The following is a 21,321-nucleotide window of genomic DNA, read 5'->3' on the forward strand; positions in this document are numbered from 1 at the left end:
ATCCGGCCGGCGCCAGGGAGCCTGGAAAAAGGGGGGTGTCAGGTCCCTGGGCCCGGCCGGCGGCGGGGGGCGCCGCCATTCGGATAGTCTGTCGATCCAGACAGATGCTCTTCGTCGACCCACGCAACATGAGCGCGAATGAGCTGCGCGTCAAGGTTGTCCTTTAACAAGGCGTTGCGCCTGTGGCGCGAGCACCACCAAGTTGTGGTGTCTACTTCTGCCCGTGGCCGGTCTCCACCATCAGGTAGGCGATGAGGTCCGTGCGGTCCTTGGGGTTCTTGATGCCGGCGAAGGTCATCTTCGTGCCCGGCAGGAAGGTCTGGGGCTTCTCGAGCCACTGGTCCAGATGCGGGCCGTCCCACACGAAGCCGGCGTTCTTCACGGCGTCCGAGTACTTGAAGTCGGCGTTGCCCGTGCCGGCCTTCTTGCCGAACACGCCATGCAGGTTCGGCCCGGTCATGTTCGCGCCGCCCGGCGTGATCGTGTGGCACGACTGGCAGAGGGCGAACTTCGCCTCGCCGTTCGCCAGATCGGCGGCGTTGTACGGGGCCGGCAGGCTCGCCAGCAGCTTCAGCTTCTCCTCGTCGCTGATCTCGGGAGTGGCCGCCGGGGCGGCGGCGGTCGAAGCCTGATCGGCGGCGGCCGGGTCGGCGGCGGGCTGGGACGGGCTGCAGGCGGCCGCCAGCGTGGCGAAAGCGGTGGCGGCGGCGATCGGTCCCAGGCGCATAGTTCATCTCCGAATGAAATCGGCGGCAACGTAGTGTCGCCGCACCGCGATGCAAGCGGTCTAGCGAAGCTTTCGGCGCTCGCGGTTCACGGCCTCGTCCAGCGCCTGCAGGAACCGCGAGCGGTCCGCCGCGGCGAAGGGCCGGGGGCCGCCCGTCATCTCGCCGGTCGAGCGGATGTGCTCCATCACCGCGCGCTGGGCCAGCGCCGAGCCGATGGAGTCGACGGTGAACGCCCGGCCGTTCGGCGCGATGGCGGCCGCCCCGGCCTTGAGGACCCTGTCGGCCAGCGGAATGTCGTTCGTCACCACGATATCGCCCGGCCGCGCCTCGGCGGCGATCCAGTCGTCGGCCACGTCCGGCCCGGCCTCCACCACGCGCAGCTCGATGGCCGGCGTCACGGGCACGCGGATGAAGCTGTTGCAGACGACGAAGGTCTTCAGCCCGTAGCGCGCCGCCACCTTGTAGGTCTCGTCCTTCACGGGGCAGGCGTCGGCGTCGATGAAGATGCGCATGCGATGCGGCGGCTCGGGGTCGGTTCGGTGATGGCATGGCGCCTGCGCGTCGACGGGCGCGGACGGCGACCCCTAGATCACTCGAAAGCGGTCCCAAGGCAACTCGCGGCCCCGTCGGAACCAACATCCTGCGCCCGTCTTCTACCCGCTCGCGGAGAGAACGGCGCATGGATGCAATCCCACGCTTCGAGACCCTGACCCGGCTGGGCTTCGCCGCCCGGGGCGTCCTTTACCTCCTCATCGCCTATCTCGCGATCGCCGCCGGTCGGAACTCGGACAGCTCCGACGTGATGCGGTCGATGGCCGACGGCGGAGGCAGCCGGCTGGTGCTGGGCCTGATCGCGCTGGGCCTGTTCGCCTACGGCGCCTGGCGCACCCTTTCGGCGGCCTATGACCTGGAGGGCGCCGGACGGGACGGGAAGGGCGCGATCGCGCGGGCCGGACAAGCCCTGAGCGGCGCCGTGCACATCATCATGGGCCTCTTCGCGGCGGGCCTCGCTCTGGGCGTCGTGGCCTCCGGGGCGGGCGGCGAGACGTCCGACAAGGCCGCCGGCTGGCTCATGGACCTCCCGGGCGGTGAGTTCATGCTGCGGCTCCTGGCGCTCGCGTTCATGCTGGGCGGCCTCTTCCAGGGCTGGAGCGCCTACCGCCTGAAGTTCCTCGAGCAACTGGACGGAAGGGCCGCGAAGCAGGCCTGGGTCAGGTGGGTCGGCCGCTTGGGCTACATCGCCCGCGGTGTCGTGTTCGTCCTGATCGGCGTCCTGCTCTGGCGCGCGGCAGGGGCGCACGCCCCGTCGCAGGCCGGCGGCCTCGCCGAGGCGCTGGGGAGCCTCTCCGGCGCGAGCAGGCTCGTGGTGGCGGCGGGGCTCGGGATGTTCGGCGCCTTCAGCCTCGTCCAGGCCGTCTACCGACGCATAACCAGCCCCGACGTCGTCCGGCGGTTCGAGCATCGACGCCGGCCCGATCGTGGGCGGGGCGCGACCGTCCGCCACTGAGGTTTTCGGCGCCCGCCCCGCGCCGGTCCATCATGACATCTCGGCGTCGCTAACGAGCAGGCCGGGGCCTGCCGCGCCGAGCGATCGGCGGGTCAGCGCGTGCTGCGGCGGTCCATGAGGACCGGCCGCGGCGCCACCGAAGGCGGCCCGCCCGTCGAACGGGGATCGACCAGGCCGCCGCGGGCGCTGGGTACGTACGGCGGACCGCCGGGTTTCAAGGAGCGGGTCATCGCGTCTTCTCCAGCGTGAGCTTTTCGATGCAGGCGCGCAGCAGGACTGTGCGCTCCAGGGACAGGTTCGGTTCGCGCAGTTCCGCAAGCGCGCCATCCAGCGGCCTGCCCACGTGGCGAACGCCAAGCCGCCAGATCTCCGCGCGGACTTCGGCCTTCGCCGGAGCCGGCCGGAAGATCATCGACAGCAGGTTCATCGTCGGGCGCCCGACAGCATGGACGCGGGCTTGAACAGCGGCGTGTTCGCCGCCGGCTTTGCGCGCGCCCGCTTCGGCTTGCGCGCCTCCTTGTTGGATCACTTCTGGCCTTTTGCCATGTCGCACTCCCGACGCCGCAGGCGCCGGAAGCCGGAGTGTGCTGGCGCGTGAAATTCTGTCGGTAGGATCCAGCGTAGCACGACTACAAAGAAACAAGTCACGTAATTCAGAAGTCCGCCAAAATAATTTGGCGCGAGATTTATTGCGATCAAAAAATACGAACGCAAATCCTCATAGTATTGCTAATCGTCGCGACGGTACCGATATCTCTTTCGTTGTAGGAGTTGCGAGTCTTTGGCTGATCGACGGCCGCCTGACGCGACTCCAGGAGCCTGCGATGTCCTTCTTTCCGGTCCCAGGGGCGCTCGCGGCTGCGGGTCTCTCCCTGACGCTGATACGCTGCGGAGGACGCCGCCGATGAGTCCCGATCAAGACCACCGCTGCACGGTCCAGACCAAGATGGACGGACGGCCGTATCTCGCGTTCGAGCCGTCCAGCCGTGTGTCCTCGTCGTACAGCAATTCCCTCTTCACGCTCGACCTGCTGCCGGATGTCAGCCTTGCGTCGGCCGAGCGGCTCTGCCGCGCGATCAACGCGCGCCTGCAGGGTGTTTCGACGACGGTCTTCTGAGGGTCACATGACTGACCCCACCCCCGCGGAGCTTGTCCGCGAGAATGCCTACCTCAAGAGCCGGGTCGCGCAGCTGCAGTCCGACATGGCCGACGTGACGGCCGAGGCGAACCGCCTGCGCGAGGAACTGGAACGGCTCCACGGTCGCCGGGCGGCGCGGCCGCCCAACCCCCTCGGGAGCGGACAATGACGGATGACGGCAGCGACGCCGAAGCCGCCGGCCGCGCCAGGGGCGACGATCTCACGGGGCCTGAGCTGCACGCCCTGGAGCTGCTCGCGCTCAAGAAGGCCGGCCGGCCGGTCGCGTTCGTGAAGATCGCCGCCGCCCGGACCCTGTGCGACGCCGGCCTGGCGGTCCGAAGCCAGGAGGGATGGGACATCACGCCCCTGGGCAGCGCGGTTTTCGCCAGCCGCTCCACCCGGCCCACGGCCTCCGCGCCGGTGGAGCCGCTTCGTCCGGGCCACCTCGAGGGGACGGCCTCGATGCGGATCCGTTGCGGATTCACCATCGCCTACGATTGTCCCGTCCCGACCCCCATGCTGCTGGCGCTCAGCGTGCACCCGTCCCGCCGCGGCGACCTCGAAACACCGGACTGGATCCGCACCGAGCCGCCGCTCGACGTGAGCCAGTACCTCGACAGCTACGGCAATGTGTGCAGCCGGCTGATGGCCCCGGAAGGTCGCCTGACCTTGTCCTCGGACTTCGTCATCCGCGACAGCGGCCTGATCGACCCCTATGCGCCCGACGCCGTCCAGCATCCGGTCCAGGACCTGCCCGACGAGGTGGTGCTCTTCCTGCTCGGCAGTCGCTACTGCGAGACCGACCGGCTCAGTGAAGCGGCCTGGTCGCTCTTCGGCCCGGGCCCGGCCGGTTGGCCCCTGGTGCAGGCCATCACCGACTACGTGCACCAGCACATCGCGTTCAGCCACGACGCCGCGCGCGCCGACAAGACCGCCTACGACGTCTGGCAGGACCGGGCCGGCGTGTGCCGCGACTATGCGCACCTGGCGATCACGCTCTGCCGGTGCATGAACATCCCGGCGCGCTACTGCACCGGCTACCTGGGCGACATCGGGGTTCCCGTCCAGGGGATCATGGACTTCAGCGCCTGGTTCGAAGTCTATCTCGGCGGCCGCTGGCATACCTTCGACGCGCGCAACAACATGCCGCGCATGGCCCGCGTGCTCATTGCGCGCGGCCGCGACGCTGTCGATGTGCCGATCGCACACACCTTCGGCGCCGCAGAGCTGGTGGCGTTCGAGGTGGCCAGCGCGGAAGCGCTGGACGGCGGCGCGCCCGGTGAAGCTCCATCGCAGGGGTGATGATCCATGGCCCGTGAGACCGTCCACATCGTGCAGTCGTACGTTCGAGGCCGCGGGAGGGCCTTGAAGCCGGAGCAACAGGTCGGCTGCAAGACGGCCGAAGAGGCGCGCCGCAAGGCCGAGCGGCTCGGCCCCCTGCGCGTCGGCGTCGTCGCCTTCTCCGCGACCGCGGACACCGAGCTGGGCGACTACGACGAGAACCCGGTGATCCTGTTCCGATCCGGCGAGTTGCCCTTTCCGTTCACCGAAGCCTGACGAGACGGCCACACGGGGCGTGGGAGGGCAGGTCGGCGGGCGGCGTCAGGCCAGGAGGGATGGTGCCGCCGCTCCTTTGCGGCTCCGGCGTGGGGCTGGTTTGGAAGGCCGCGGGCGCCATCCGGCGGACGTCCTCACGATGGCACGCCTAAGGCTTGCAGGTGGAATCGCTTGTCGATCCACGTCTCGAAGTCCCCCGTCTGCCAGTTCTGCGTCAGGGCAGCCTCACCGTGTGCCCACCAGAACGCCTTATGAATCAGGTGGTCCGGCCGAGATTCCGACCTTTTCACCATCAAGTCCGCATGGGCGCGGATCAGTCCGGCATGGGCGCGCGTACAGATCGCGATATGCGCCGAGCGCGACAAGGTCGCCTCCCTTACGAGGCGAATGGTGTCTGAAGCCGTCAGCCAGTCGTCCGGGCTGTGATGTTCCGCGGTCTGCGGCAGGTTGCCGTCGTCGCTCTCGCTCACGCGGCGAAGAAATCACTCAGTCGCGCTTCGATACACCCCGGCCGGCAGTCGCCACGCAACTGCGCACAGACGGCACTACTTCGACTTCACAAGTGCGAGGCTGGCCTCACTAACGGTGGCGGCTTGCTGGTCGGGTTCCAGAGAGTGGCATCCAGACCGAGTTCACGACCAAGCGCGCGGATGTCCTGCTCATCCAGGCTTGTAGTCGCGGGCCGTGCAGCAGAAGGCGAGGCGCGTGCCTAGGCGCAGCATTTCCCGAAAGCTGCTCTGCCAATCCAAGGGTTGATGATCGTTGCCACTGACAGCCGCGCCTGAGGGCCGCGACCCCAGGCTTGACGGTCAAACTTGCCGGGTCGGCGCGGCACTGGACTCGCAGCTCAACGTACGCATCGGCGAAGACGGCGGGCGCAGGTGAGACAGCCGGCCGCCACCTCCAGCTGACGAAGTCGCGTGCCTACGGATTAAGCAGCTGCGACCGAGCTTGCAACGCAACCACTGCGGGCACTTCGCGTGCCGCGGGAGTAACATTGTCATGCCGCGGCGCGGGCCACTATGGTTCCAATGCTTCATTCTGGGGGACATTATGAACAAGAGTACTCTCGGCGCGGCGGCTGTTGCTGCGATGGCATTGGCGTGGGCGACAAGCGCCAATGCCATCACGGTTCATACGTCGAGCTTCATTGTCACGACCGATCACTATGCTGGCTTCGAGGGGACGAGCGGAACCTACGATGGCGCTGCCGGCTATTCTGAAGATGGCGTCTCGCTGAAGTACATCTCGCCCAGCAGCAACAGCGGAGACACTGACATCTGGGCTGACTCGCACACCGGCCAAGCCGGAATTGAAGGCTCCCACGCTTGGTACTCTAATGGTGCTAATATAGGTTATACTCGCATAACGCTGAGCGACTTCGGCGATATGTCCGCATTTCAATTTCTTGCGGGCTCGGGTGGTGGACCGGGCCGCCTGTACTTTCAAGTCCTAAACAACGGCAACGTGCTGCTCCAGGGCTTGGCTGGCATTACACCAGCGTATGGCAGCGGCTTCTCCACCTTTGGTTTCGATGGTGGCGTGTTCGACGAGGTCCGCCTGCAAGTGGATTTTCAGGACTCCAGCTCCGCCTTCTCAACGAACATGCTTGAAGCCGGCGCATATGACGGCATCCGCATCACGGCGGCGGGCGGTGGAGCCGTACCGGAACCCGGCACCTGGGCTCTCATGATCATGGGCTTCGGCGCCGCGGGCGCGATGCTCCGTCGCCGAAAGCTGGCCGTGGCATAACTGCGAACCTGCTCAATAGTGGAGCCCCGGCCTACGGCCGGGGCTCTTCATTTTCTGAGCCGTTCTTTCTGCGATCAACGAGCAGCACTCCGAGCGGAGGGACGTTCGTGCGCTTGCACGTCGCGCGATCAAACAGTGAAGCCGAGCACGCGGACGATGCCGCCGCCGTTCAGGCGGAGACCGTCTTGCCCGACTCGACCTGACCCTGTTTGCGGTTTGCGGTCGTGCCCGCTGCGTCGGCAGAATTTCTGCCGATCAACTGTCAAGTACCTGTTTTGCGCTGTTTTTCTAGTCGTTCGCGCCCATTGGCGAACGGAGGGGTGGTGCCGGATGCAGGACTCGAACCCGCGACCTTCGGTTTACAAAACCGCTGCTCTACCAGCTGAGCTAATCCGGCCTTCCAGGATGCGGGTGCTTATGCGGTGAAACGCGCGGCGGCGCCAAGGGGCTCGCGCGGGCGGGCGCCGGCGGTATGCTGGGCGAAAACCGGACGGGGAGGGACAGGCATGCGTTTCGAGGAGTATCGCGCCCACGACGCGGTGGGCCTGGCCGAGCTGGTTCGCAAGGGGCAAGTGAGCGCCGACGAGCTGCTCGAGACGGCCGTGGCGCGGATGGCCGAGGTCAATCCCAGGATCAACGCCGTCGTCCGCGACATGAGCGACCTGGCCCGCGGCGCGACGCTGGCCGACGGACCCCTCAAGGGCGTGCCCTACCTGCTCAAGGACCTCAGCGCGTCCTATGCCGGGGTTCCGTCGACCGCCGGCTCGCGTCTGTTCGCCGAGGTCACGCCTGCGGCCGACAGCGCCATGACCCGGCTCTACAAGGCGGCCGGCCTGAACATCTTCGGCAAGACCAACACGCCCGAGTTCGGCATCTGGCCGGTGACCGAGCCGCACCTGCTGGGCGCGTGCCGCAATCCCTGGGACCTGGATCGTAGCCCTGGCGGCTCGTCGGGCGGCGCCTCGGCGGCCGTGGCGGCCGGCATCGTCCCGGCGGCGCACGCCACCGACGGCGGGGGCTCGATCCGCATTCCCGCCGCGGCCACCGGCCTCTTCGGCATGAAGCCCTCGCGGGGCCGGGTCTCGTTCGCCCCGGCCGGCGAAGGCTGGGCGGGGGCCTCGATCCCCCACGCGGTGACGCGGTCGGTCCGCGACAGCGCCGTCCTGCTCGACGCCACCTGCCTCCCGCAGCCGGGCGATCCCTACTTCCTGGCCCCGCCCGAGCGTCCCTATGCGGAGGAGGTGCGCCGCGACCCGGGAAAGCTGCGGATCGGGTTCTTCGACGGCGCTCTGACCGCCGGCCGCTCCCTGGCGCCCGAGGTCGCGGACGCGGTGCGCGACGCCGCGCGGCTCTGCGAGAGCCTCGGCCACCACGTGGAGCCGGCGATGCTGCCCGGCGACCACGCCGCCATGCAGGCGGCGGCGCGGACGGTGCTCTGGGCTTCGATCGCGAACACCATCGACGCCGAGTGCGAGCGACGCGGCCGGCCGCTGCTGGACGGCGAGGTCGAGCCCGTCACGCGCCAGATCGCCGAGCTGGGCCGCCGGACGGCCGCTCCGGACTACGTGCGCGCCGTGCAGACGCTCCACGCCTGGGGCCGCGCCTGCGCCGCGCTGTTCGAGCAGTACGACGTCTTCCTGCTGGCGACGTTGGGCAGCGTGGCCATTCCCATCAACTGGCTGTTCGAGGATCCGCGGCTCACCAACGACCGCCTGTTCGACTACATGCCCAACACCCAGGCCTTCAACAACTCGGGCCAGCCCGCCATGACCGTGCCGCTCGCCTGGCGCGAGGGCGATGGACTGCCCATCGGCATCCAGTTCGCGGCGAAGATGGGCGACGAGGCCGTGCTGTTCCGGCTGGCGGGCCAACTGGAGCAGGCGCGACCGTGGTTCGATCGGGTGGCGCCGCTCTAGCAGGGCGCTCGCCGCAAGTCGGAAGCGCGTGCCGAGACGGGACGCTTGTGTGTTTCCGACGTCCGGGCCCTCGGGGGTGCGGTCCGGGCCTGACGTCTGGGCAGACGTCGGCTGCAGGCGGTCCGGCGTCGGCCGGAGTAAGGGTCGCGTAGCGTCGCGCCGGACCGCCTGCGGCGCATTCCAGATTCACGCCCTGCGTCGCTGCCGGATCAGGTAGGCGGCAATGACGCCTGTGGCCACGAGGCCGATGAGCAGGGTCGAGATTGCGTTGATCTCAGGGTTCACCCCCAGGCGGACCTGACTGTAGAGCCGCATCGGCAGCGTGGTGGCGCCGGGGCCCGAGGTGAAGCTTGCGATCACGAGGTCGTCGAGGCTGAGGGTGAAGGCGAGCATCCAGGCGGCGGCCACGGCCGGGGCGACGCCGGGCAGCGTCACCAGCATGAACGCCTTCCACGGGGCGGCGCCCAGGTCCTGGGCGGCCTCCTCGAGGCTGGTGTCGAAGCTCTGCAGCCGCGCCTGCACCACCACGGTGGCGTAGGCCAGCGTGAGCGTGGCGTGGCTGAGGGTGACGGTCCAGAAGCCGCGCGGCGCGCCCACGGCCACGAACAGCAGCAGCAGCGAGAGGCCCAGGATCACCTCGGGCATGACGAGCGTGGCGTAGATCCCGCCCGCGACGGCCGGGCGAACCCGAGAACGGCGGTGGCGGGTCAGGGCGACGGCGGCGAACACGCCCAGCACGGTGGCGACGGAGGCCGAGATCACGCCCACCCGCAGCGTCACCCACACGGCGTCCAGCATCTGCTGATCGTGGAGGAGCGCCGTGTACCAGCGCGTCGAGAACCCGCCCCACACCGTGACCAGGCGGCTCGCGTTGAACGAGTAGAGGACCAGGATGACGATCGGCGCATAGAGGAACGCCAGGCCGAGCGCGACGGCGGCCACGTTGAAGGCGGACGGCCCGCGCCTCATCGCAGCACCTTCGCCTGCTGGCGCTCCCAGAGCAGGATCGGGATCACCAGAGTCGCCAGCAGCACGATCGCCACCGCCGACGCGGCGGGCCAGTCGCGATTGGCGAAGAACTCGGTCCAGATGACGCGCCCCAGCATCAGCGTCTCGGAGCCGCCCAGCAGGTCCGGGATCACGAACTCCCCGGCCATGGGGATGAAGCAGAGCAGGGCGCCCGCGGCTGCGCCGGGCAGCGAGAGCGGGAAGGTGACGCGCCAGAACGCCTGCATCGACGTGCAGCCCAGATCCTCGGCCGCCTCGATCAGGCTGTCGTCCTGCCGGTCCAGCACCGCGTAGAGGGGCAGCACCATGAAGGGCAGGTAGGCGTAGACCAGGCCCAGCAGGACGGCGGCCTCGGTGTTCAGGATGTCGATCCGCGGCAGTCCGACGGCGCCGAGCGCGGCGTTCAGCAGGCCCGCGGGCTTCAGGATCGCGATCCAGGCGTAGATGCGGATGAGGAAGCTGGTCCAGAACGGGAGGATGACCGCCATCACCAGCACCTGGCGAACCCTCGGCGGGCAGCGCGCCATCCCGTAGGCGATGGGATAGCCGACCAGCAGCAGCAGCGCCGCGGCCGTGCCGGCGATGCGCAGGCTGGACAGCCAGGCGTCGAGGTAGAGGCGGTCCTGGGCGAGCCGGGCGTAGGTCTCGCCGTCCAGGGCGGCGAGGAAGGCCGACAGTCCCGCCAGGCCCTGGCCCCAGTCGATCTGCGGCGTGTAGGGCGGCATGGCCAGGGCCGAGTCCGACAGCGACAGCCTGGCCACCAGCAGGAACGGGAAGGCGAAGAAGATCGCGAGCCACAGGATGGGCAGGAGCGCCGCCAGACCCCGCCGCTTCATCGGGTGAGCACCACGGCGCTGGACGGTGCGAACGAAAGCCAGACCCGATCGCCGCAGCCCAGCGGCCGCTCGACGGTGCGGGTCGCGTTGGCGCGCGCCGCCCGGAGCGTCCGCCCCCCGGGCGCGACCTCCACGAGGTAGGTCGTCCAGTCGCCCAGGTAGCCGTAGTCGAGGATCGCGCCCTCCACCACGTTGACGCCGCCGGCGGGAGCCTCGGTGTGCACCGCCACCTTCTCGGGGCGCACCGCGATCCAGGCGGTTTCGCCGACCGGGCCCGCGCCCTCGGCCTCGAAGGCGCCTTCGGGGGACAGCAGGCGCACCCGCCCGTCTCCGGACGCCGCGACGCGGCCCTCGAACAGGTTCACGTCGCCGATGAAGCCGGCCACGTAGCGGTCGGCGGGCGCTTCGTAGACCTCGGCCGGCCGGCCCACCTGCACGATGGCGCCTTCCCGCATCACGGCGATCCGGTCGGCCACCACCATCGCCTCGTCCTGGTCGTGGGTGACGATCAGGAACGTCATGCCCAGCGACTGCTGGAGGCTCATCAGCTCGAACCGCGTCTCCTCCCGCAGCTTCTTGTCGAGGGCCGCCATGGGCTCGTCCAGCAACAGGATGCGGGGCCGCGGCGCGAGCGCCCGGGCCAGGGCCACCCGCTGGCGTTGGCCGCCCGACAGCTGGTCGGGCCGCCGCCGACCGAGCCCTTCCAGGCGCACCAGGGCCAGCATCTCCTCGACGCGGGCGTCGATCTCGGCCCGGGCCGCGCCCTGGCGCTTCAGGCCGAAGGCGATGTTCTGCGCCACGCTGAGATGCGGGAAGAGCGCGTAGCTCTGGAACATCATGTGCACCGGGCGCCGGTGCGGCGGGTCGCCGGCGATGTCGCGTCCGCCCAGGAGGACGCGGCCCGCGTCGGGCTGTTCGAAGCCCGCCAGCAGCCGCATCAGCGTGGTCTTGCCGCACCCGGACGGGCCGAGCAGCGCGAAGAACTCGCCCTCGTAGATCGACAGCGTCACGTCGCGCACGGCGGCCGTGTCGCCGAACGCCTTGGACACGGCCTCGTACTGCACGAGGGGCGCCTTCGCCGGATCCTCCCAGGGCGCGAAGGCCGACCGGATCCCGCCGATGTTGGGCCGGCCGCTCAACGCCCGGTCAGCACCTTGGTCCACTGGCGATTGACGTCGCGCAGCAGGGCCTGGTCGCGCGTGGTCGAGACGAACAGACGCTGGGAGAGCTGGCTCGAGGGATAGATGTTGGGATCCGTCCGGATGGCCTCGTCCACCAGCGGCGTCGCGGCGGTGTTGGCGTTGGCGTACTGGGTGAAGTTGGACGCGCGGGCGATGATGTCCGGCCGCAGCATGAAGGCGATGAACTTGTGCGCGGCGTCGGGATGCGGCGCGTCCTTGGGGATCGTGAAGACGTCGAACCAGATCTCGCTGCCTTCCTTGGGCACCGCATAGGCGACCTTGACGCCGTTCTTCGCCTCCTCGGCCCGCGCCTTGGCCTGCAGCACGTCGCCCGAGTAGCCGACGGCGGCGCAGATGTCGCCGTTGGCCAGGGCGTCCACGTACTCCGAGGAATGGAACTTCCGGACATAGGGCCGGGCTTTCAGCATCAGGTCCGTGGCCGCCGCGTAGTCGGCCGGGTTGGTCGAGTTCGGATCCTTGCCGAGGTAGACCAGGGCCATGGCGAACATGTCCTCGGACGCGTCGAGGAAGTAGACGCCGCAGTCCTTCAGCTTGGCGAGGTTGGCGGGCTCGAAGAGGATCGCCCAGCTGTCGATGGTGACGCCGGGCAGGCGCTTCTTCACGGCGTCTTCGTTGTATCCGATGCCGATGGTGCCCTGCATGTAGGGAACGGCGAACTTCCCGTCCGGATCGAAGCGGCCGAGCTTGGCCATCAGGTCGGGCGCCAGCCTGTCGAGGCCGGGCAGCTTTGCCTTGTCGAGCGGCTGGATGGCGCCGGCCTGGATGTAGCGGGGCAGGTTCCGGTTCGACGGGACCACGATGTCGTAGCCGGTGCCCCCCTGCAGCACCTTGGTCTCGAGCACCTCGTTGGAATCGAAGGTGTCGTAGGTGACCTTGATCCCGGTCTCCTTGGTGAAGTCGGTGAGCAGCGCCGGGTCGATGTAGTCCGACCAGTTGTAGATGCGGAGCTCGGTCGAGGCCGCTGTGTCGGTCTTCGCGCCCGGCTGGGAACAGGCGGAGACGGCCAGGGCCAGGGCCGCGGCGGCCGCCGTCATCCATCCGCGCATATCCACTCTCCCCCTCCAGGACCCGGCGCAGGTTATAGGTCGGTCCGACCCCTCGTTAAGCGCGAAAACTGGCAGATGACCCCGAACTGGACCGCAATCGCCCCGATCCTGATGCTCGTCGCCTCCAACGTGTTCATGACGTTCGCCTGGTACGGCCACCTGAAGGTCGACAACCGGCCGCTGTGGCTGCTGGTCCTGGCGAGCTGGGGCATCGCATTCTTCGAATACTGGCTGGCCGTGCCGGCCAATCGGATCGGACGTCAGGTCTATTCCGCGGCCGAGCTCAAGACGATGCAGGAGGTGATCACCCTCGGCGTCTTCGCGGTGTTCTCGGTCACGTATCTGGGCGAGAAGCTGACGATCAACCATGCGGCCGGATTCGCCTTCATTGCCCTGGGGGCATGGTTTGTATTCAGAGGACCGCTCTGAGAACGAGCGCGCAGAGGGGATGATCAGATGTTTCGGATGACGATGGCCGTGGCGGCCGCGGTGACCCTGGCGGCGGGGGCGTCCCAGGCCCAGGCGCCGGCGGCGCCCAGCGTGGTGCGGGGGACGGTGACGGCCCTGGACGCCGGCTCGATGACCGTCAAGGGGCAGAAGGGCGTCACCAAGGTGAACCTGGCCCCGCAGTGGACGGTGGCGGTGCTGAAGCCCGTGACGCCTGACGCGATCAAGCCCGGCAGCTTCATCGGCACCGCCGAGATGCCGCAGAAGGACGGAACGGGCCGCTCGCTCGAGGTGCACGTCTTCCCGCCCGGCGTGAAGATGGGCGAGGGCCACTACGGCTGGGACCTGCGCAAAGGCTCCATGATGACCAACGGCACCGTCGGCACCGTGGTCGCCGGGCGCAAGGGCACCCGCCAGCTCGAGGTCAGCTACTCGTACGGCAAGCGCACCATCAGCGTGCCGGCGAACGTCCCGATCGTGCAGATCACGCCCGGCCAGCGCAGCCAGGTGAAGGTGGGCACGCCCGTGTTCATGGTCGTGCAGAAGACGGCCAACGGCCAGCTGATGGCCGGCTCGGTGTCGATCGGTGAGAACGGGGCCAAGCCGCCGATGTGAGGCGGGCGCCGCGGCGGCGGCTGAACCTCAGCCGCCGACCATCGCCACGACCTCGTTGGTCTTGGAGATGAACTTCACGCCCTTCACGCGGCCGTCCTTGTACCGGTCCCAGGCGCTCTTCACGTCGACCGGGGTCGGACCGGCGGCGCCCGGCGTCGCCGGCTTCTGCGCAACCACGTCGATCTCGTAGATCCCGTCGGGCGGCGTCGCGGCGTAGACGCGCGGCAGGAACCCGACCTGGGTCCAGCCCGCCCCGTCGGTCGTGGTCTTGGCCTCGAGGTTCAGGCCGCCGCCGGCGTCCCTGGTCACCGTGCCGGACTGGACCGAAAGGACCTGCTCCTGGCCGGCGTACATGGGGGCCTGCCGGGCCAGGGACTTCTTGGGCGCCTCGGCGGGCGCCGCCGTTTCGGCGGCGGGCTTCTGCTCACCGCACGCGGCCAGGGACAGACCGGCCAGGAGGCCGGCCGCAAGGATCAGCTTGCGCATAGTCGCTCCCTTCTGGGGCAGATGTCGTCATGCGACTCATGCGGTCGCATCGCTCGCCCCTGAGGGGAGTTTGCGCGGATGGCGCGGCTTGGCGAGCATTTCTTGTGCGCGCGTCTTTGGCGAAGCCGCGCGAACGCCTATAAGCCCCGGTTCTTTCGGAAGCCTCTGCCATGTCGCGCATCCTCATCACCTCGGCCCTGCCGTACGCCGCCGGCGCGAAGCACCTGGGGAATCTCGCCGGTTCGATGCTCCCGGCCGATGTCTACGCGCGCTTTCAGAGGGCCCGCGGGCGCGAGACCCTGTACATCTGCGCCACCGACGAGCACGGCACGCCGGCCGAACTCGCCGCGGCCGAGGCCGGGATGCCCGTGGCGGAATTCTGCGCCCTGGCCCACGAGAAGCTGCACGCCATGGGGCGCGCCTTCGGCATGTCCTGGGACCACTTCGGTCGCTCGTCGTCCGCTCAGAACCGCAAGCTGACCCAGACCTTCGCGCAGCAGCTGTGGGAAGCCGGCTTCATCGAGGAGCGGGTGACGCAGCAGGTGTACTCGCTCGCGGACAAGCGCTTCCTGCCCGACCGGTACGTGATCGGAACCTGCCCGCACTGCGGCTACGAAGCGGCCCGCGGCGACCAGTGCGAGAACTGCACCCGCGTGCTGGATCCGGCCGACCTGCTGCATCCCCGGTCCGCGCTGTCGGGCTCGACCGACATCGAGATCCGCGGCTCCAAGCATCTGTTCCTGCGCCAGAGCCTCTTCGCCGACCGGCTGAGGGTGGCCATCGAGGCCAAGCGGAGCGCGTGGCCGAACCTCGTCACCTCGATCGCCCTGAAATGGCTCGACGAGGGCCTGCAGGACCGGGGGATCACCCGCGACCTGTCGTGGGGCGTTCCCGTGAACGCCGCGGACTGGGGCCCCAACCCCGACGGCCGGCGGCCCGATGTCGAGGGCCTGGCGGGCAAGGTCTTCTACGTCTGGTTCGACGCCCCGATCGAGTACATCGGGGCCACGTGGGAATGGGCCGACGCCCAGGCCGCGGCCGCGGGGCGCGCGCCGGACGACCAGGACTGGGAGCGCTGGTGGCGCGAGCCGGGCGCCGCCGACGTCACCTATGTGCAGTTCATGGGCAAGGACAACGTGCCGTTCCACACGGTGGGCTTTCCCTGCACCCTGATGGGGGTCAACGAGCGCCGGGACGCCGCCGGCCGCTGGACGCCCGCCAGCAACGCGCCGTGGAAGCTGGTCGACGACCTCAAGGGGTTCAACTGGCTCGACTACTACGGCGGCCGCTTCTCCACCTCGCAGAAGCGCGGCGTCTTCATGGACCAGGCGCTTGAACTGCTGCCCGCCGACTACTGGCGCTGGTGGCTCGTCGCCAACGCGCCCGAAAGCTCGGACTCGACCTTCACCTGGGAGCAGTTCCGCGATCAGGTGAATGCCGACCTGGCCGACGTCCTGGGCAACTTCGTCAACCGCATCTGCAAGTTCGCGGAGAGCCGGTTCGACGGCGTCGTGCCCGAGGGCGGGGCGCCGGGCGCGCTGGACGAGAAGCTCGAGGCCGATGTCCTGGCCAAGCTGCGCGAGCTGACGGGCCACATGGAGGACCGCGAGTGCCGCAAGGCCACCACGGCGCTCCGGCAGCTGTGGGTGCTGGGCAACCAGTACCTGACCGAGGCGGCGCCGTGGACGGCGATCAAGACCGACCGCGACCGTGCTGCGGTGGCGGTCCGCTACGGGCTGAACCTGGCGGCGCTGTTCGCCAAGGTGTCCGAGCCGTTCATCCCCGGCGCCGCCGGCAAGATCGCCGAGGCGCTGGGCGAACCCTTCCCCGGGCGCTGGCCGTCGCTGGACGGCGAGGGCGTCCTGACGGCGCTGTCCCCGGGCCGGCCGATCCGGGCGCCCGAGGTTCTGTTCCGCAAGGTCGAGGACGCGCAGGTCGCCGAATGGCGGGAACGCTTCGGCGGGCCGGCGGCGGCCGAGCCGGCCTGACGCCGACGCCGCGCGGAGGCCCGTCGGTCAGTGCCCGCCGCCGCCCGACTTCGTCCGCAGGTGCTGGGCCACGTCCTCGGGCGTGATGTCGGCGAAGTCCGGCACGATGGCGTTGTATTCGGCGGTGCGGCCCAGATCGATCGCGATGGTCCGGTGGCCTTCCCACATCATGTGCAGCGCGACGTAGAGCACGATCACCAGGCCCACGAAGCCGATCCAGCGGTACTTGTGCAGCAGCCGGGCGATGGCGTGGGCGGCGACGCCCATCAGCGCGATGGAGAGCAGCAGGCCGAACACCAGGATGCCGGGGTGTTCGCGCGCCGCGCCGGCCACGGCCAGCACGTTGTCCAGCGACATCGAGACGTCCGCGATGAGGATCTGCATCAGCGCGGCGCGGAAGGTCTTCGGCTTGACCTTGGGCTCGGTGGCGGGGTCGGAGTCCATGGCCGCCTCGGCGGCCTCTTCCTCGGCGGACGCCTGGTCGCGCAGCTCGCGCCACATCTTCCAGCACACCCAGAGCAGCAGCACGCCGCCCGCGAAGAGCAGGCCGATCACGCCGAGCAGCTGCGTGGTCACCAGCGCGAAGCCGATCCGGGTGACGACGGCCGCCACCAGGCCCCAGAAGATGGCCTTCCGGCGCTGTTCGGGCGGCAGCCCGCCGGCCGCGAGGCCCACGGCCACGGCATTGTCCCCGGCGAGCACCAGGTCGATCATCAAGACCTGGAGCAGGGCGGAAAGCGCCGAGGCGCTGAACAGCTCTTCGAACATCCGCGCCTCAATGCGTCAGTGCGGCGGCCGCCGCAAGCCTCTGCATCAGGGGGGCGCCGGCGGGCGTCCTCGACAGGGCGTCGGTCGCCCGCCGGCAGGAGCGGCGTCTAGATGCGCACCGCGCTCGTGAGCGGCCGTCGCCGGGCGCGCAGCGCGGCTCCGGTGCAGCCGAGGCCGACGATCAGAAGGGCCCAGGTCCCAGGCTCGGGGATCGCGCCCCTGGGGTCGCCGCCGTCGCAGATGCGGTTGCCGCAGGCCGACGCGGTGGTCCCGAACCGGAAGTCCGTCACGGCCAGCGCCTGGTCGATCGGCGTGTCCTGGTAGAATCCGTCCAGGTTCGTCGCGTGCATGGAAAAGCCGGTGAAGTACTCGCCCAGCGGCACGACGAAACCGTAGAACGTGAGGTTCTCGGGCGCCGAGCCGGGGTAGAGGCCGTAGGCGTAGCTGTCGACGTTCGTGTAGAGCCACATGAACACCTGCTCGCCGAAGCCCTCCAGATTGCCCAGCTGGAAGCTGAACATGTTGTAGGCGCCGCTGACGTCGCCGGTGAGCGCCAGGTTCGGGTTGTTGTTGGCGATCAGGTTCCGGACGGGCTGGTACACGCTGTCCGAGCCCACCACGACGAGCGGGGAGCCGGTCAGCGACATCGGCCCGAACGTCTCGGCATTGTTCAACACCGTGATCGCGTTCGGATCGTAGCCGTCGAAATCGACGACGTGCTGGATCGTGCCCGCCGCCGTGAAGGCGGTTTGATCAGCGTAGTAGGTCGGGAAGTCGGCGTGGGCGGCGCTGGCCAGGCCGAGCGACAGCGCGCCGGCAAGGGCGAGTGACGATAGCTTCATCGGATCTGTTCCTCAGGTGGTCGTCGAAGGACGGGAAGGGGGCTGTGACGGGCCGGTCAGGCGCGCACGGCCACGAGTCCGGCGCCCGGCTGCCGCCGGCGTGAGCGCAACGCCGCGCCGGTGGCGCCGAAGCCCAGGATCATCAGCGCCCAGGTTCCGGGCTCGGGCACGGCCCCGCGTGGGTCGCCGCCGTCGCAGATGCGGGCGTTGCAGGGAGCTCCGGCGCGGAACGCCAGGGGGCCGTTCTGGACCCCCATGCCGAAGATCCCGCTGACGTAGGCGTCGATCTGTGCGCCGCCCAGGTCGTAGCTGCGGACGGCGAAGTCGTAGCTCGCGAACAGCCGGCCATCGCCGTAGGCCAGTCCGCGGACGTCCTCGCCGACCTCGATGAAGCTGTCGAAGTGCAGCGTGCCCGGGTCCAGGTAGCCGATCCCGTACGTCCCCGGCAGCGGCGGCACGAACTGGGCGAACTCCATGAAGAGCACCCCGTCGCCGTACGCGAGCGAGCCGGCCAGGAAGCCCACCCCGAAGCCGGCGAAGGAGGCGGAATCCAGCAGGTTGCCGTCGAGATCGTACTTGGCCAGGGTATCGCCGTAGGTGACGAACAGGCTGTCGCCGGCGAACGCCAGGCCGTTCACCGCCTCGGGCGTCTCGATGTAGTCCTGGTACGAGAAGTCCTCGCCGTAGAACCCGACGCCGAACTGGGAGTCGGCGCGGTAGCCCACGAAGACCGTGTCGTCGCCGAAGGCCAGCGCGCCGAAGTCGTGCTCGAACTCGCTCACCAGCGAATGCGTGATCACGCCGAGGCCGTTGTAGCGGCGGACCGAATGGTCGTCGAAGCTGGCGAACAGGCCGCCGCCGCCATAGGCCAATCCCAGCGCCTGGGTCGGCGTGGAAAAGCCCGCGCTGGTGGTGTCCAGGCCGGAGGTGAGCACCTGAACGCCGGTGTTCGGCGGCGAGAGAGGCACGGCCGCGGATGTGGCGTTGTAGAGCTGGCCGGCGTCGGCCTGGCCGGCGTTGGCGAGCAGGACCGCGGCTGTGCCTGCCGCGAGGACGCGAACGAGAAGCGACATCGGATCATCCCCTGAACTTGTCCTGGGATGATGTGGCGGCCTGCCGGGCGCGGTAGGCGCTGCGGCCTGCGAGCCGTTGCGTCTGGTTGCGTTTTCGCGCGTCAGGCGAGAATCGGCGGCTCCCCGGGCGGCAGCGGATCGCCGGGCTGCGGACCGCGCGACAGCGATGTGGCGAACGGCATGGAGAGCAGGGCAGGGCCGCCGGCCGCCATGGCGGTGGGGCCGATGTCGTAGAGCAGATGACGGCGGATCTCGTCCGGCACCGATCCCTCGGGCGCCAGAGGATTCTGGGGGATCGACGCCTCGTGCTGCGCGGTGTCCGCGACGGTGTCGGCGGTCAGGTAGCCGACCCGCTCCATCAGCACGGCGCCGGCCACCGGCATGCCGCCGCCGACCCTCTGGCAGGTGAGGGACAGGCCGTCGAGCACGTGGGCGCGGTTGCGCAACACCGCGTTGAAGATGACGAAGATGAACATGCCCGTGAGCTCGTCGGCGCCGAACGCGAACAGCTGCGCCTGCGTCGGGAAGGCCCAGCCTTCGAAGCGCATGTCCTGCACGCCCAATCGGAACGACAGGAAGCCGTTGGTCGCCTTGCGGATCATCACCTGGTCATGGATGAACTGGCCGCGCTGGGTGATGGCGGGACGCGTCGTGCGCCAGAACCCCTCGTAGGCTTCGCCGCGCGAGGCCGTGAGGGCGCGAGCCTCGGCGAGCACGCCGGCGGGCAGCCACGTCTCGAGCACCCCGGCGGCGTCGGCCGGTTGGCCCAGGCCCAGCTTGGCGGCGAAGGTGTCGTCGGCCTCCTCCCAGTCGAGCAGGCTGAAGCCGGGCCGGCGCGCGGCCACGATCGACGTCAGGTTCGCGAGGTTCTCGCCGGATGGCGACTGGCGACCCGACAGCCAGCGGCTGATCACCGACTTGTCGACCGCCAGTTCCACCGCGAGCCTTCCGCGGCTGATGGACAGCGCCTTCAGCGTCAGCAGCAATCGTGACGGGAATCGGTCCACCGGCGGTCACAACCTCGCGTCAGTTACGGCGCAGCTTGATCGCAGGGTCTTTGACGAAAGTCATCCACCCCTCAGCGGGGCCGGGCCGCCTCGTAGAGGGCGATCGCCGCGGCGGCCGAGACGTTCAGGCTCTCGAATCCGCCCGGCATCGGGATCCGGGCCAGTTCGTCGCAGTGCTCGGCGACGAGCCGGCGCAAGCCCTCGCCCTCGGAACCCAGGACCAGCACCGTGGGCGCGCCGTCCAGCACCTCGTGCAGGCCGCGCTCCCCCTCGCCGGCGAGCCCCACCGCGCGCCAGCCGGCGGACGTGAGCTCGTCCAGCGCCCGCGACAGGTTCACGACGCGGGCCACCGGAGTCCGCTCGACGGCGCCGGCGGCCGCCTTGGCCAGGGCGCCGGCGAGCTTCGGGGCGTGGCGGTCCTGCAGGATCAGTCCGGTCACGCCGAACGCCGCCGCCGAGCGCAGGATGGCGCCGACGTTCTGCGGATCGGTCACCTGGTCCAGGACAAGCAGGACGGCTCCGACCCGCGGCTCGAAGTCGGCGATGTCGGCGTCCTCCAGCGGCGCCGGCCGCAGGGCGACGCCCTGGTGCACGGCGCCCTGCGGCAGCGCCAGCCCGATCTGGTGGGCGTCGGCGATCTCCAGGGCCTTCAGGCGTCCGAACCGCGCCTCGATCTGGCGCGCCTTGTCGGGCGTGGCCAGCAGGCGCAAGGGCGCGCCCCGGCGGGGATTGGCGAGCGCGGCCTCTACCGCGTGCCAGCCCCAGATCCAGTCGTCGGCGGGGGTCGCGTGGGCGCGTTGCTGACGTCCCGGGCCGGGGCCGGACGGGCCGCGTCCGGGACGGAATTTCCGGCCCTTCCGGGCGTCGTTGCGTTCCGTAGGCGAGGCCACTATAAGACGCGCTCCGATTTGGGGCCCCCTCGGCGGGCCGCCGCTTTTGGACCGTGGAACCGGCCGCTTCAAGCCCTGTTCACGCGCCAGATGCGAGGCTTCGCCGCGAGGTCCCCGACGAGGCTCCAGGCGCGCTGGGGGAATGTCCCGAGTGGCAAAGGGGGCGGACTGTAAATCCGCTGCTGTAATGGCTTCGAAGGTTCGAGTCCTTCTTCCCCCACCACGCGCTTTGGAGATGAACCTGAGGAGTTGCGGCGGCCCCCGCTGGTGAGGTTGGCGGGTATAGCACAATGGTAGTGCAGCAGCCTTCCAAGCTGAGGATGCGGGTTCGATTCCCGCTACCCGCTCCAGCTCCTTGAGACGCGAGTTTAGGCAACGCCGGCAGGACCCTGATGGCCAAAGAGAAGTTCGAACGTAACAAGCCCCACTGCAACATCGGCACGATTGGGCACGTGGATCATGGGAAGACGACGCTGACGGCGGCGATCACCATGGTTCTGGCGAAGACCGGCGGG

Annotated in this window: 26 protein-coding genes and 3 tRNA genes; 13 read left to right on the forward strand and 16 right to left on the reverse strand. The window is 69.3% G+C overall.

From position 1 onward, the window contains the following. Positions 1-211: 211 nt before the first annotated feature. Together AC2D8W_RS21435 and AC2D8W_RS21440 are read right to left on the reverse strand one after the other, a co-directional pair. The gene (locus tag AC2D8W_RS21435) at positions 212-727 is read right to left on the reverse strand and encodes a c-type cytochrome (protein ID WP_484673243.1); all 516 of its coding nucleotides are present in this window, start codon (positions 725-727) and stop codon (positions 212-214) included. Between the two features lie 60 nt (positions 728-787). Then, positions 788-1,240: a YaiI/YqxD family protein gene (locus AC2D8W_RS21440; RefSeq protein WP_484673244.1), complete on the reverse strand. Its 453-nt coding sequence runs from the start codon at positions 1,238-1,240 to the stop codon at positions 788-790. 167 nt (positions 1,241-1,407) lie between these two features. On the opposite strand from AC2D8W_RS21440, the gene AC2D8W_RS21445 reads away from it, so the two are divergent. Next, a complete protein-coding gene (locus tag AC2D8W_RS21445; protein ID WP_484673245.1) occupies positions 1,408-2,235 on the forward strand; it encodes a DUF1206 domain-containing protein in 828 nt (275 codons plus the stop codon). Positions 2,236-2,327: 92 nt separating this feature from the next. Here the strand turns inward: AC2D8W_RS21445 and AC2D8W_RS21450 are convergent, their stop codons facing one another. Further along, on the reverse strand, positions 2,328-2,465 hold the full coding sequence (locus AC2D8W_RS21450) for a hypothetical protein (RefSeq protein WP_293479911.1): 138 nt from the start codon (positions 2,463-2,465) through the stop codon (positions 2,328-2,330). After that, complete coding sequence (locus tag AC2D8W_RS21455) at positions 2,462-2,764, reverse strand: hypothetical protein (protein WP_484673246.1); 303 nt, start codon at positions 2,762-2,764, stop codon at positions 2,462-2,464. The genes AC2D8W_RS21450 and AC2D8W_RS21455 overlap by 4 nt, the downstream gene beginning before the upstream one ends. Before the next feature lie 375 nt (positions 2,765-3,139). Here AC2D8W_RS21455 and AC2D8W_RS21460 point away from each other — a divergent pair, with 375 nt between their 5' ends. From AC2D8W_RS21460 to AC2D8W_RS21475, 4 genes are read left to right on the forward strand one after another with little or no spacing between them, the layout of a single operon-like run. Further along, a complete protein-coding gene (locus AC2D8W_RS21460; protein ID WP_293479909.1) occupies positions 3,140-3,352 on the forward strand; it encodes a hypothetical protein in 213 nt (70 codons plus the stop codon). A 7-nt stretch (positions 3,353-3,359) separates the two neighbouring features. Next, positions 3,360-3,542: a hypothetical protein gene (locus AC2D8W_RS21465; RefSeq protein ID WP_484673247.1), complete on the forward strand. Its 183-nt coding sequence runs from the start codon at positions 3,360-3,362 to the stop codon at positions 3,540-3,542. Then, entirely contained in the window at positions 3,539-4,675 is a 1,137-nt protein-coding gene (locus tag AC2D8W_RS21470) for a transglutaminase-like domain-containing protein (protein ID WP_484673248.1), read from the forward strand. The genes AC2D8W_RS21465 and AC2D8W_RS21470 overlap by 4 nt, the downstream gene beginning before the upstream one ends. Before the next feature lie 6 nt (positions 4,676-4,681). Continuing rightward, the gene (locus AC2D8W_RS21475; RefSeq protein ID WP_293479903.1) at positions 4,682-4,930 is read left to right on the forward strand and encodes a hypothetical protein; all 249 of its coding nucleotides are present in this window, start codon (positions 4,682-4,684) and stop codon (positions 4,928-4,930) included. A 134-nt stretch (positions 4,931-5,064) separates the two neighbouring features. Here AC2D8W_RS21475 and AC2D8W_RS21480 read toward each other — a convergent pair whose 3' ends face one another. Beyond that, complete coding sequence (locus AC2D8W_RS21480) at positions 5,065-5,400, reverse strand: hypothetical protein (protein ID WP_484673249.1); 336 nt, start codon at positions 5,398-5,400, stop codon at positions 5,065-5,067. Positions 5,401-5,983: 583 nt separating this feature from the next. Here AC2D8W_RS21480 and AC2D8W_RS21485 point away from each other — a divergent pair. Then, positions 5,984-6,682, forward strand: a complete 699-nt coding sequence (locus tag AC2D8W_RS21485) for a PEPxxWA-CTERM sorting domain-containing protein (protein WP_484673250.1) — start codon at positions 5,984-5,986, stop codon at positions 6,680-6,682. Positions 6,683-7,003: 321 nt separating this feature from the next. Here the strand turns inward: AC2D8W_RS21485 and AC2D8W_RS21490 are convergent. Continuing rightward, positions 7,004-7,079: transfer RNA gene (locus AC2D8W_RS21490), tRNA-Thr, on the reverse strand. Positions 7,080-7,188: 109 nt separating this feature from the next. Here AC2D8W_RS21490 and AC2D8W_RS21495 point away from each other — a divergent pair. Further along, positions 7,189-8,598 carry an amidase gene (locus AC2D8W_RS21495; protein ID WP_484673251.1) on the forward strand — a complete coding sequence of 470 codons (1,410 nt, stop codon included), beginning with the start codon at positions 7,189-7,191 and terminating at the stop codon, positions 8,596-8,598. A gap of 186 nt (positions 8,599-8,784) precedes the next feature. Here the strand turns inward: AC2D8W_RS21495 and AC2D8W_RS21500 are convergent, their stop codons facing one another. Genes AC2D8W_RS21500 through AC2D8W_RS21515 form a run of 4 tightly spaced genes read right to left on the reverse strand, consistent with a single transcriptional unit; the run spans position 8,785 to position 12,690 of the window. Continuing rightward, positions 8,785-9,567 (reverse strand): ABC transporter permease, encoded by a 783-nt coding sequence (locus AC2D8W_RS21500; RefSeq protein WP_293484001.1) that lies wholly within the window; start codon positions 9,565-9,567, stop codon positions 8,785-8,787. Beyond that, the gene (locus AC2D8W_RS21505; protein ID WP_484673252.1) at positions 9,564-10,442 is read right to left on the reverse strand and encodes an ABC transporter permease; all 879 of its coding nucleotides are present in this window, start codon (positions 10,440-10,442) and stop codon (positions 9,564-9,566) included. Before AC2D8W_RS21505 ends, AC2D8W_RS21500 begins: the two co-directional genes overlap by 4 nt. Then, complete coding sequence (locus AC2D8W_RS21510) at positions 10,439-11,581, reverse strand: ABC transporter ATP-binding protein (RefSeq protein ID WP_484673253.1); 1,143 nt, start codon at positions 11,579-11,581, stop codon at positions 10,439-10,441. Before AC2D8W_RS21510 ends, AC2D8W_RS21505 begins: the two co-directional genes overlap by 4 nt. Then, the gene (locus tag AC2D8W_RS21515; RefSeq protein ID WP_484673254.1) at positions 11,578-12,690 is read right to left on the reverse strand and encodes a polyamine ABC transporter substrate-binding protein; all 1,113 of its coding nucleotides are present in this window, start codon (positions 12,688-12,690) and stop codon (positions 11,578-11,580) included. The genes AC2D8W_RS21510 and AC2D8W_RS21515 overlap by 4 nt, the downstream gene beginning before the upstream one ends. Positions 12,691-12,765: 75 nt before the next feature. On the opposite strand from AC2D8W_RS21515, the gene AC2D8W_RS21520 reads away from it, so the two are divergent. Together AC2D8W_RS21520 and AC2D8W_RS21525 are read left to right on the forward strand one after the other, a co-directional pair. Then, a complete protein-coding gene (locus AC2D8W_RS21520) occupies positions 12,766-13,119 on the forward strand; it encodes a DMT family protein (protein ID WP_293484007.1) in 354 nt (117 codons plus the stop codon). A gap of 27 nt (positions 13,120-13,146) precedes the next feature. Beyond that, positions 13,147-13,752 (forward strand): hypothetical protein, encoded by a 606-nt coding sequence (locus tag AC2D8W_RS21525; RefSeq protein ID WP_484673255.1) that lies wholly within the window; start codon positions 13,147-13,149, stop codon positions 13,750-13,752. Positions 13,753-13,779: 27 nt separating this feature from the next. On the opposite strand, the gene AC2D8W_RS21530 is transcribed toward AC2D8W_RS21525, so the two are convergent. Further along, entirely contained in the window at positions 13,780-14,238 is a 459-nt protein-coding gene (locus AC2D8W_RS21530) for a hypothetical protein (RefSeq protein WP_484673256.1), read from the reverse strand. Between the two features lie 170 nt (positions 14,239-14,408). Between AC2D8W_RS21530 and metG the strand changes: the two genes are divergently transcribed. Further along, positions 14,409-16,226: a methionine--tRNA ligase gene (gene metG / locus AC2D8W_RS21535; RefSeq protein ID WP_484673257.1), complete on the forward strand. Its 1,818-nt coding sequence runs from the start codon at positions 14,409-14,411 to the stop codon at positions 16,224-16,226. A 27-nt stretch (positions 16,227-16,253) separates the two neighbouring features. On the opposite strand, the gene AC2D8W_RS21540 is transcribed toward metG, so the two are convergent. The 5 genes from AC2D8W_RS21540 to rlmB all read right to left on the reverse strand — a co-directional run bounded on the left by AC2D8W_RS21540 (position 16,254) and on the right by rlmB (position 20,806). Then, positions 16,254-16,994, reverse strand: coding sequence for a TerC family protein (locus AC2D8W_RS21540; RefSeq protein ID WP_293484015.1), 741 nt, complete (start codon positions 16,992-16,994; stop codon positions 16,254-16,256). A gap of 107 nt (positions 16,995-17,101) precedes the next feature. Further along, on the reverse strand, positions 17,102-17,836 hold the full coding sequence (locus tag AC2D8W_RS21545) for a PEPxxWA-CTERM sorting domain-containing protein (protein WP_484673258.1): 735 nt from the start codon (positions 17,834-17,836) through the stop codon (positions 17,102-17,104). A gap of 56 nt (positions 17,837-17,892) precedes the next feature. Continuing rightward, positions 17,893-18,909 carry a PEPxxWA-CTERM sorting domain-containing protein gene (locus AC2D8W_RS21550; protein WP_484673259.1) on the reverse strand — a complete coding sequence of 339 codons (1,017 nt, stop codon included), beginning with the start codon at positions 18,907-18,909 and terminating at the stop codon, positions 17,893-17,895. A 101-nt stretch (positions 18,910-19,010) separates the two neighbouring features. Beyond that, entirely contained in the window at positions 19,011-19,895 is an 885-nt protein-coding gene (locus AC2D8W_RS21555; protein WP_484673260.1) for a helix-turn-helix domain-containing protein, read from the reverse strand. 92 nt (positions 19,896-19,987) lie between these two features. Beyond that, the gene (gene rlmB / locus AC2D8W_RS21560) at positions 19,988-20,806 is read right to left on the reverse strand and encodes a 23S rRNA (guanosine(2251)-2'-O)-methyltransferase RlmB (protein WP_484673261.1); all 819 of its coding nucleotides are present in this window, start codon (positions 20,804-20,806) and stop codon (positions 19,988-19,990) included. A gap of 136 nt (positions 20,807-20,942) precedes the next feature. Here rlmB and AC2D8W_RS21565 point away from each other — a divergent pair. From AC2D8W_RS21565 to AC2D8W_RS21575, 3 genes are all read left to right on the forward strand, one after another. Next, positions 20,943-21,029: transfer RNA gene (locus tag AC2D8W_RS21565), tRNA-Tyr, on the forward strand. A gap of 53 nt (positions 21,030-21,082) precedes the next feature. Further along, positions 21,083-21,156: transfer RNA gene (locus AC2D8W_RS21570), tRNA-Gly, on the forward strand. A gap of 42 nt (positions 21,157-21,198) precedes the next feature. Then, positions 21,199-21,321 (forward strand): GTP-binding protein (locus AC2D8W_RS21575; RefSeq protein ID WP_484673264.1); only part of this gene is annotated, 123 nt, incomplete at its 3' end.

It is taken from the genome of Phenylobacterium sp. T106 (genome assembly GCF_057219735.1).